The 10,422-nt window shown below is 40.0% G+C and carries 8 protein-coding genes, 7 tRNA genes and 2 rRNA genes; 1 reads left to right on the plus strand and 16 read right to left on the minus strand.

Translation table 11 applies throughout. The annotated features are described in order from the left end of the window. Nucleotides 1–56 precede the first annotated feature (56 nt). The 6 genes from glmS to sigW all read right to left on the minus strand — a co-directional run bounded on the left by glmS (nt 57) and on the right by sigW (nt 7,331). Nucleotides 57–1,859: a glutamine--fructose-6-phosphate transaminase (isomerizing) gene (glmS, locus tag P9E47_RS02030; protein WP_326162500.1), complete on the minus strand. Its 1,803-nt coding sequence runs from the start codon at nt 1,857–1,859 to the stop codon at nt 57–59. 631 nt (nt 1,860–2,490) lie between these two features. Further along, nucleotides 2,491–3,837 (minus strand): phosphoglucosamine mutase, encoded by a 1,347-nt coding sequence (glmM, locus tag P9E47_RS02035; protein WP_035195133.1) that lies wholly within the window; start codon nt 3,835–3,837, stop codon nt 2,491–2,493. A gap of 87 nt (nt 3,838–3,924) precedes the next feature. After that, nucleotides 3,925–5,169 (minus strand): CdaR family protein, encoded by a 1,245-nt coding sequence (locus P9E47_RS02040; protein WP_051678139.1) that lies wholly within the window; start codon nt 5,167–5,169, stop codon nt 3,925–3,927. Further along, nucleotides 5,159–5,986: a diadenylate cyclase CdaA gene (cdaA, locus tag P9E47_RS02045; protein WP_003329372.1), complete on the minus strand. Its 828-nt coding sequence runs from the start codon at nt 5,984–5,986 to the stop codon at nt 5,159–5,161. The genes P9E47_RS02040 and cdaA overlap by 11 nt, the downstream gene beginning before the upstream one ends. Before the next feature lie 168 nt (nt 5,987–6,154). Continuing rightward, nucleotides 6,155–6,754: an anti-sigma factor family protein gene (locus P9E47_RS02050; protein WP_003329371.1), complete on the minus strand. Its 600-nt coding sequence runs from the start codon at nt 6,752–6,754 to the stop codon at nt 6,155–6,157. A gap of 13 nt (nt 6,755–6,767) precedes the next feature. Further along, on the minus strand, nt 6,768–7,331 hold the full coding sequence (sigW, locus tag P9E47_RS02055) for an RNA polymerase sigma factor SigW (protein ID WP_003329370.1): 564 nt from the start codon (nt 7,329–7,331) through the stop codon (nt 6,768–6,770). Nucleotides 7,332–7,542: 211 nt separating this feature from the next. Here sigW and P9E47_RS22900 point away from each other — a divergent pair, with 211 nt between their 5' ends. After that, nucleotides 7,543–7,731, plus strand: a complete 189-nt coding sequence (locus P9E47_RS22900; RefSeq protein WP_003329369.1) for an aspartyl-phosphate phosphatase Spo0E family protein — start codon at nt 7,543–7,545, stop codon at nt 7,729–7,731. A gap of 14 nt (nt 7,732–7,745) precedes the next feature. Here P9E47_RS22900 and rocF read toward each other — a convergent pair whose 3' ends face one another. The 10 genes from rocF to P9E47_RS02105 form a co-directional block, all read right to left on the minus strand. Then, nucleotides 7,746–8,648: an arginase gene (rocF, locus tag P9E47_RS02060; protein ID WP_003329368.1), complete on the minus strand. Its 903-nt coding sequence runs from the start codon at nt 8,646–8,648 to the stop codon at nt 7,746–7,748. Between the two features lie 561 nt (nt 8,649–9,209). Then, a tRNA-Ala gene (locus P9E47_RS02065) sits at nt 9,210–9,285 on the minus strand. A gap of 8 nt (nt 9,286–9,293) precedes the next feature. Beyond that, a tRNA-Gly gene (locus tag P9E47_RS02070) sits at nt 9,294–9,368 on the minus strand. Nucleotides 9,369–9,553: 185 nt separating this feature from the next. Further along, nucleotides 9,554–9,638 (minus strand) — tRNA-Tyr (locus tag P9E47_RS02075). Nucleotides 9,639–9,645: 7 nt separating this feature from the next. Further along, nucleotides 9,646–9,721: transfer RNA gene (locus P9E47_RS02080), tRNA-Thr, on the minus strand. 7 nt (nt 9,722–9,728) lie between these two features. Next, a tRNA-Glu gene (locus tag P9E47_RS02085) sits at nt 9,729–9,803 on the minus strand. A 17-nt stretch (nt 9,804–9,820) separates the two neighbouring features. Further along, nucleotides 9,821–9,893, minus strand: a tRNA-Thr gene (locus P9E47_RS02090). A gap of 1 nt (nt 9,894) precedes the next feature. Then, nucleotides 9,895–9,969: transfer RNA gene (locus P9E47_RS02095), tRNA-Asn, on the minus strand. A gap of 27 nt (nt 9,970–9,996) precedes the next feature. Further along, nucleotides 9,997–10,113 (minus strand): 5S ribosomal RNA (gene rrf / locus P9E47_RS02100). A gap of 218 nt (nt 10,114–10,331) precedes the next feature. Next, nucleotides 10,332–10,422: ribosomal RNA gene (locus P9E47_RS02105) — 23S ribosomal RNA — on the minus strand; the annotation flags it as partial.

Consider the following 10,422-nt stretch of genomic DNA (forward strand, 5'->3'; position numbering starts at 1 on the left):
AATGTTTTTTAGGTGTGTACACAAAGCCACACCCCCTTGTCTTACCGTTTACTTAATTATTCTACTGTTACTGACTTGGCCAAGTTACGTGGCTTATCAACATCACAGCCGCGCTGTAATGATGCATAGTAAGCAATAAGCTGTAATGGTATAACTGAAATTAATGGTGTCATTAATTCATGGACTGCCGGGATGACGAAGCGGTCGCCAACTTGTTCTAGTCCTTTCATGCTGATGATGCATGAGTTGGCGCCGCGTGCGTCTACTTCCTTGACATTACCGCGAATTCCGAGGTTCACTGTTTCTTGGGTTGCGATCGCCACAACAGGTGTACCTTCTTCAATTAAAGCGATGGTTCCGTGCTTTAATTCACCGCCTGCAAATCCTTCTGCTTGGATGTAAGAAATCTCTTTTAATTTTAGGGCCCCTTCTAGGCCGACATAGAAGTCAATGCCACGCCCGATAAAGAAGCAATTTCGTGCTGTAGCTAAATATTCTCGTGCAATTTTATCCATTTCGTCTTTTTGGTCACAAAGTACTTCCATTGCATTGGCAACAATACTTAATTCTTGAATTGGGTCAAAGTCTAACTCGATTCCTTTTGTACGAGCTGTATCAACCGCTAAGATTGCTAATACAGCCATTTGAGCTGTATAGGCTTTCGTTGAGGCAACAGCAATTTCTGGTCCTGCATGTAGGTGAAGCGTAAAGTCAGCTTCACGTGATAATGTTGAACCAGGTACATTCGTAATGGTTAGAGTACGGTGTCCTAAAGCCTTAACTTTTACTAGTACAGCACGGCTATCTGCTGTTTCCCCGCTTTGGGAAATGAAAATGAACAATGGCTTTTCTGATAAAATCGGCATGTTATATGAGAATTCACTTGCTACATGCACTTCAACCGGGATCTTCGCTAATGTTTCAATGAACTGTTTTCCAACTAGACCGGCATGATAACTTGTGCCACAAGCAACAATATAGACGCGGTCTGCTTCCTGCATCGCCTTACGGATTTTATCATCAAGCTTAAGTGCATTGTTTTCATCTTGATATCTTTGGATTATTTTGCGAATCACAAAGGGCTGCTCATCAATTTCTTTTAGCATAAAGTGTGAATATGTTCCTTTTTCAATATCACTTGCATCTAATTCGCAAGTAAACGGGTTACGATGAATCACTTCGCCATCAAGATTTTTAATAGTAATGGATTCCTTTGTTAATACAACCATTTCTTTATCCATTAGCTCGATGTATTGGTCCGTAACCTGAAGCATAGCCATTGCATCACTTGCCACAACGTTAAAGTTATCGCCTACGCCTACTAGTAATGGGCTTTTATTTTTAGCGACATAGATTCGTTCACTGTCTTGATTGTCTAAAAGTGCAATTGCATAAGATCCTTTAAGCTTTGTTAAAGTTTGACGGAAAGCTTCTTCAACAGTAATTCCTGTATTTACAAAAACCTCAATCATTTGAACAATAACTTCTGTATCTGTATCACTTTTGAACTCAATCTCACTAAGGTATTCGCGTTTTAATAGCTCATAATTTTCAATTACCCCGTTATGAACAAGTGTGAAACGACCTGACGCACTTTGGTGAGGATGTGCATTCATTCTATTTGGAACACCGTGAGTAGCCCAACGTGTATGACCAATTCCTGCTTTCGCTTCAATACTGACATCAACCGCATCACGAAGCCGTGCAATTCGGCCTTTTTCTTTGAAAAATTGAACACCATTCTCATTTAATACAGCAATACCTGCTGAATCATAGCCACGATATTCAAGTTTTTCCAATCCTTTCAATAAAATTTCCTTCGTATCTTCTTGACCAATATAACCTACGATACCGCACATATAAACTTCCTCCTTGCCGGGACAAGAAAGAGGGGCTTTCTTGCCCCGCTCGATTTTCATTAGTTGTTTACAAAATCATATTTGCCTTGGCAAATATGCGCCCAGATTTTATCGAGCCTGCTCGATAATTTCCACTTAAAATCTGAGGCATCCGCCGGAGGCTAAACTTCATTCAGCGTTTTTGGCTGAATGAAGTTGAAATCATACTTAACCGTTTGTGCAAAAAGTTGCCTCTTTGTTTTCGGATAAGCTTACGGCTGTGATTCAACCGGGAGGCATCCGCCGATATTCGATGAACCTCCACCTCGTCAACTACTCTATTTCGTTCAGAATAGTTCTGGCGCTTAAACTTACATTAAAAAAACGGTCCTTCCTTTCTTTTTTGAATGAGGCAAATCATTTCAATGTTACAATAGACCAAAACAACCGTCAATTTATTTATTTTTTCCAACCATTAGAAAGACACGACTTCCGCCCACAATGGCGGAAGTACCTAAAGGTATGACCTGAAGGCCCTCGATGTCCTTTCTTATACTGATATCCAACATAAAGTATACATTGTTATCAGTATATAAATAAAATATGCATAAGTGGGCATTGAGGTACCTTTTATGCATATTTTATATTGTCTTTATTCAGCTCCAAGTTCTTCTTGAACAACCGCCACTACTTTGTTTACGAAGTATTCACAAAGCTCTTCTGTTTCGGCTTCTGCCATTACGCGAATAAGGGGCTCCGTACCAGATGGACGTACGAGTAATCGGCCGTTCTCACCCATTTCCGCTTCAACTTCTTTAATGATATCTTGAATTTTTTGGTTAGATTCAATTAATGAACGATCTGTTACCTTTACATTAATTAATAGCTGTGGGTATTTAACCATTTCGCTGGCTAATTCAGATAGTTTTTTACGTGTAGCCTTCATGATATTAACAAGCTGGATCGCTGACAGCATCCCATCTCCGGTTGTGATGTAATCAAGGAAAATGATATGACCTGATTGCTCTCCGCCTAAATTATAAGTATTTTTTCTCATTTCTTCCATTACATAACGATCACCGACAGCTGTTTGAACACTTTTAATGCCGTTAGCTTCAATCGCTTTGTAAAAACCAAGATTACTCATCACTGTTGAGACAACAGTTTGCTTGTTTAAGCTTCCTCTTTCATTGAGGTACTTCGCACATATATACATAATTTGGTCGCCATCAACAATGTTTCCATTTTCATCAATGGCAATCAAACGATCTCCATCACCATCAAAGGCAAGTCCAATATCAGCTTTTCTTTCTAAAACAAACTGTGCTAAGCTTTCCGGATGGGTTGACCCTACTCCGTCATTAATATTTAAACCATCCGGATTGACGCCCATTGTTGAAATATCGGCTTCTAAATCGGCAAAAAGATGCGGCGCCAATGATGATGTAGCTCCGTTGGCACAGTCTAAGGCAACATGAATGCCTGAGAAATCTTCATCAACCGTCTGCTTTAAAAATTGAAGGTATTTTTGTCCACCTTCAAAATAATCATTCACTTGTCCTAAATTTGCTCCTGTTGGTCTAGGAAGTTGATCTTCTTCCATATCTAACAGTTGTTCGATTTCATTTTCTTGTTCATCTGATAATTTAAAACCATCTGGTCCGAAGAACTTGATCCCATTATCTTGAACAGGATTATGCGATGCAGATATCATAACTCCCGCTTGAGCTCCCAACGCTTTCGTAAGGAAAGCCACGCCCGGTGTTGAGATCACACCTAATCTCATAACCTCTGCCCCGATCGATAGCAAGCCGGCTACTAGAGCTCCCTCTAACATATGACCAGAAATTCTTGTATCACGCCCAATAATCACCTTAGGTGTAGGCATATTTTTCGTTAAAATATATCCGCCAAAACGACCGATTCTAAAAGCAAGTTCAGGTGTTAATTCACTATTTGCGACACCCCGAACACCATCGGTTCCGAAATATTTTCCCATTATTTTTTCGCTCCTTTTTTACATCAAATACCATTGGCGAATGTCGCCCAGATTAACTGGGCGACGCCATGGCTTCAACTTTATTAGTTAGTCATTTACAATATTTACAACTGCCTTTGAAGGATTTAGTTCCCAGCGAATGTCTTGCGGACCTGATACAACCTCAATATCAATTTCATATTCACCTTTTGAATAGCCACCTGCGTTTAATCTGACATCAAAGTCTTCTGGTCCAATACTATCAAGTAATTTTCTCGCACCAAAAACGGTCAAATTAACTAATCCATCTTCAGGGGCAATAAAAGAAATACCCTGTGTATTCGGAACACCATTAATCTTGATCGGTACATTCGTTAATGTCTTGCTTTCCTCATTCTCAACGTCAATTTTTATCGTCAAGACCTCCGGACTAACTTTGATCGCTCCTTCTGGAACAGGTACTTTTACCTCGAGTGTTTGGTCATTTTCAATATCAGATAGGTTGATCTCTATATTTTCAATCATTTTTATTTTATCAAGGTTTTCCTTTTTTCCATAAACAGTTACTTCCGTTGGCGTTACTTCAAACGATTGGATGCTTAGACCTTTTGGTAAGTTTCCTTTACGGTTGATTTTAAATGGTACCTTTTTCCCAGGTGGACTTATTGGTACCTTTACCTCAACAACTGCAGGTACAATTTCTAGTTTCAGTTCTTCACCATTATGATCAAATACCTTAAGCGGAACATCCATCTTTACAGTATCAGTTGCTCCTGCAACATCAACATATCCTTCGACAAAGCCAATCTTTTGGACTTGTTCTAATGATCCCCTGATCGCAACACTATTTGGTACAGAAATTGGCTGATCTGCCGTATAGCCTTCCGGTAATTTGTCTTCATTGATAATTTGAACTTTTACCGACATGATTTGCTCCACTTTTTCTTGGATCGTAACATCAACGATTGAAGGTTCTATTTTTACAGTTACATTATCTGAAAAACCTCGATGGTTAATCCGCACTTTATGTGGTCCTGCCGATAAATTTTGTAGGTCTACATAAACCTCGTACTCCCCTTGTGCTTCAATCGTTTTTACAATACTGCTACTGCCTTCGAGTTGTACATTTACTGTTTGTGGGAGTCCCGAAACGACGTATTTTTCCTGATTATAATAGACCTTAAGCGGGACATTGGAAAGCACTTCATTTGATCTGCTCACCTGCGGTAGACTCCCAATAGGTGCAGGGGCATTGCCAGATTCCATATTCACATTGGCCCATAACATTAACGATAAAAACAGTGCCAGAATTCGAATAAACCATGGACTATTTAACCATTGATCAATTTTCATTCTTCTTCCCCCTCCAATTCCAAAGTGATGAGGAAGTTGCTTTCATTGTCTTCATCGTTAATTCTTCTGTTAACATTTCTTTTAAAGTGTCCGCACTTAAATTGCGATACAATTCTCCGTTTTTCGTTAAAGAAATATTACCAGTCTCCTCTGAAACGATAATTGTAATACTATCCGTTACTTCACTTATTCCTAAAGCGGCGCGGTGGCGTGTCCCCAACTCTTTGGAAATAAAGGGACTTTCTGAAAGAGGCAAGTAGCACGCCGCTGCTTTAATTTCATTTTCCTTCACAATTACTGCACCATCATGTAGTGGTGTATTTGGAATAAAAATATTGATTAAAAGCTCTGATGTTACTTTAGCATTTAACGGGATGCCTGTTTCAATGTAGTCACCCATACCCGTTTCACGCTCAATTGACAACAACGCCCCAATACGACGCTTTGCCATATATGTAATCGACTTAACCATCTCTTCTATAGTTTTAGCAATCATTTCTTCCTCAGGAACTGCACTTCTTGAGAATAGCCGGCCACGACCTAGTTGTTCTAGCGCTCTTCTCAGTTCTGGCTGAAAGATAATAATAATTGCCAAGAATCCCCACGTTATCGCTTTATCCATTAACCATTGCATCGTAGTCAATCCAAAAAAACTACTTAAAAACCAAACTGCAAGGATTACTAAAATGCCTTTTAGTAATTGGACTGCCTTTGTCCCACGGATTAGCATGATTAATTTATAGATAACAAAGGCAACAAGAAAAACATCGATGGCTTCTCCGATGTAATCTAGAATTGGAAAGTTTCCAATAGGCATTTTCACACTTCCTCTTTTATATACTGAATTAAGTTTAGTAATGCCAATAACGAACTTATTATAACACATTTTGTATATGGTTACCTTTTTGAATGAAGTTAAAAAAGCTATCTTATTTAAAAGATAGCTAAATTTCCTCTATTTTAAACTTAAACCCAGCTGTTATTTTTAAAAAAGATGGCTGAAAAAGTCTTTAATATTGTACCACATCCACCCAAAGAACTGGTCGATCTCTTCAATATTACCCGTTACTTTACCAGCAGAGGCTAGATATTTATCACCATTTATAACAACGACATCCCCTTGGACTTCGCCTTCAATTTTTAAATCACCATTTCTTACAAATACATCTCCTTCGACAACCTCCCCTTCCGGAACAATTACAGTGTTGCCTTGGACTTGGAGGTTGGATTGCTTGGAAACAGATAGTTGTGTATCGCTATTCCAGGTTGAAAATACGCTTCCGGTCATTAAAATAACGAATACAGCCGCTGCTACAAGCATTGGATGGTCTTTAAACCATCTTCCATAGGTTACAGTTGTTTTTTCTTTTGGTAGTCTTGCCATCACATTGGCGGTAAAATGTAAAGGAGCCTGAATATATGTTGTGCTTTGAACTAATGCAAGTGCTTTTTTTAGTTCCTGAAAATGGCTGTGGCAGCTTGTGCATTCTTGTAAATGTTTTCTTAATTGTTTTTCCTCTTCTGTTGCAATTTCTTCATCTAAGTATTTATGCATTAACTCAACATAGGTTTGTGCACATTTCATTTTTCTCACCCCTTTAAACATTACGTAATCTTTTTCTTAATGTTTCCCTTCCCCTATGTATACGAGTTTTTACGGTCCCTAATGGTAAATCGAGGATATCCCCAATTTCTTTTAAGGATAGTTCCTCAATATATTTCAGTACAATAACAGAACGGTACATAACTGGAAGTTCGTTGATCTCTTGTTGAATCCATTCTTGAAATTCAAGGCTTTCTACCATCTCATCTGGCTGAAGCTCATCGGATGGAATTTGGGAATACATCGTAAATCCCTCTGTCCCTTCAATTTCCGCATCTAAGAAGTAGTCCGGCTTTCTCTTTCGTAACCGGTCAATTGAAAGATTCGTCGCAATCCGATATAACCAAGTAGAAAATTTCCTATTTGTATCATAGCTGTTGATATTAACATAGGCCCTTATAAAAGCTTCCTGTGCGATATCTTCCGCATCATGAGCATTCCCGACCATTCGATAGCAAAGTTGATATACTTTGTCCTTGAACAGCTCAACGATCTCCGCAAAGGCACTTTGGTCGCCTTTTTTGACTTGTTTTATTCTCTTTTTTATTAAAGTATCCATTTTACCTTTTCCCTCCGCAACTTGCGGTTATTATTAATACGGTTAACCAGGCAGATAAGTTTCATTTTTATAATAACATTTTTCATTTCCTTAATTTGTTAAAATTTACCCCTAACTAGTATAACAAATATTGTTTCAGATGTTTGAAAATTTATAAAAAAGGATATTCATATATGTAATACAATATTTATTTTGGAAAGGAAGTGAAGGCGTGAAGATTAATAACAGCAAGGAGGAAGTATTATTAAAAAGAATCGAGGATACTAGGCAAAAAATGATAAAAACCAGTACCCTCTTTCCTCTCCATTCATATGAAGTAGTTACGATCAGTGTAAAATTGGACAACCTTCTAAATGAATGGGAAACATTATATGGAAAAAATGAAAAACGAAACTTTTAGTTTGATTGTTTGATTTACTTAAGTTTTTCTCCAAATAAAGAACCCATTAATGCTACTGCCAATGATGCAGTCTTATTTTTCTCATCTAATATAGGATTCACTTCAACAAATTCAGCTGAAGTAATAATATTCGCCTCAGCAAGCATTTCCATAGCTAAATGACTTTCTCTATAGCTTAATCCACCAATCACAGGCGTACCAACACCCGGCGCATCACTTGGATCTAATCCATCAAGATCGAGGCTCAAATGCACACCATCTGTTTTAGCAGATAAGTAGCTAATAGTTTCTTCTATTACGGCTGTCATGCCCATTCGATCAACTTCATGCATCGTATAAACGCGGATACCTTTTTCGCGAATAAGCTTCCTCTCGCCATCATCGAGTGAACGAGCACCAATGATAACAATATTTTCAGGCTTCACCTTTGGATTGTAACCGGCAATATTAATTAAATCAGGATGGCCAAGTCCAAGACATACCGCCAACGGCATTCCATGAATGTTCCCAGAAGGAGACGTTTCAGCTGTATTTAAATCACCATGAGCATCATACCAAATTACACCTAAGCTTTCATAATGCTTGGAAATTCCGGCAATGGAACCGATTGCAATACTATGGTCACCACCTAATACTAGAGGAAAACGATTGGCTTTAATCGTTTCATCTACTTTGGCAGCCAGCCTTTCACTAGCATCGGCCACTTCCTTTAAATTCTTTAAATTCGTGTCTGCTGCGATTTCTCTTCTTGGTGGCCGTTTTATTTCTATATCACCAAGATCTTCAATATCATACTGTAATGCTTCTAAGCGCTCAACCACTCCAGCATAACGAATAGCGCTTGGTCCCATGTCAACTCCACGCCTTGTTTGTCCAAGGTCAACTGGTACACCGATTATTGAAATATTTTTGTTCATTATTACTCCCCCCATACTGCTATTTATTATTATATTAACCATTATTAGGGGGATGACTCAACTTGACATAATTTTGAATATATATGCAGGGGGGGCTGGGAGTTGAGACGAGAAGCCTGGTGTTAGGCGTTAAATATAGTTATCGAGTTAGGGGGTTAGGGCTGGCTCTCGTTCTGTGTTTAGTGAGCGGATGCTGTTTATTTTCCTTAATATGGAAGCTAAGCGGAGCTTTAGTGACTGAGATTAACTTTCTTCTTCGCTTTGGGGCTCTATATCGTTCTTTAGTGACCGCCTCCATGCTTTTTGCACGCATTTGGGTAACTATAAGCAATTTTGCTTTACTTATGCAACGCCTTTACACCCACTTCGGGAACGTTAAACAATCTTGCGTTCCGGGACATTACTTGGACAAGCGATTTGGGCACGTTCATTGCCTGAACCTTCCTATCACTCTGCTTCAGCATATATTTTTGGCAAGATAATAGAATCATACCTGATCTGTTCCGTACAAAATTAAAAAACACTTAGAACTTATTGTTCTAAGCGTGATTGTATGTAGGTTGGTGGAGACTAGCGGGATCGAACCGCTGACCTCCTGCGTGCAAGGCAGGCGCTCTCCCAGCTGAGCTAAGCCCCCAACATAATTGGAGCGGAAGACGGGATTCGAACCCGCGACCCCCACCTTGGCAAGGTGGTGTTCTACCACTGAACTACTTCCGCACTTGTACAGGATGTACTGGCCTCGACATTGGTCATAGGATGTGACCGTATTTAGTCGAAGTTCTATTAATCAAATACTCCATGGCGTATTTGTACCCAGATTTTTTCGAGCTTGCCCAAAAAACTACCATTGAAAATCTGTGGCATCCGCCAGAGGCTTTAACTTTATTAAAATAAAGTTAAAATGGTGGAGGGGGACGGATTCGAACCGCCGAACCCACAGGGAGCGGATTTACAGTCCGCCGCGTTTAGCCACTTCGCTACCCCTCCAGATAAATGGTGCCGGCTAAAGGACTTGAACCCTCAACCTACTGATTACAAGTCAGTTGCTCTACCAATTGAGCTAAGCCGGCATAAAAATGGTGACCCGTACGGGATTCGAACCCGTGTTACCGCCGTGAAAGGGCGGTGTCTTAACCGCTTGACCAACGGGCCATTTGATTTCGTTAAAAAGCTTCCAACCGGGCTCGAACCGGTGACCTCTTCCTTACCATGGAAGCACTCTACCTGCTGAGCTATGGAAGCATGGCTCCACAGGCAGGATTCGAACCTGCGACCGATCGGTTAACAGCCGATAGCTCTACCACTGAGCTACTGTGGAATGACAATTTAATAAGTTTTAATATATGCTTGGCAACGTCCTACTCTCACAGGGGGACAGCCCCCAACTACCATCGGCGCTGAAGAGCTTAACTTCCGTGTTCGGAATGGGAACGGGTGTGACCTCTTCGCTATCGTCACCAAACATTGTATTGAATTGAAGGTTGTTCCTTCAAAACTAGATAATCGGCATTCATATTTACTGTGCATTCACTGTCCAGCTCCGGCGCCTAGCGACTAGTGGACTTCACTCATCTCCCTACGATAAGTCATCATCGAATCGCTCCGCTCTTCGTGATTCCTTTATCTCAGTCGATGTGCTCCAGTCCATACGTCGCTGAACAGGCGCCTCCGCTTTTCTATTTGGTTAAGTCCTCGATCGATTAGTATCTGTCAGCTCCACGTATCGCTACGCTTCCACCTCAGACCTATCTACCTCATCGTCTCTGAGGGA

The sequence above is a fragment of the Schinkia azotoformans genome, from assembly GCF_035811335.1.
GTDB classification, from domain to species: Bacteria; Bacillota; Bacilli; order Bacillales; family Bacillaceae_J; genus Schinkia; species Schinkia azotoformans.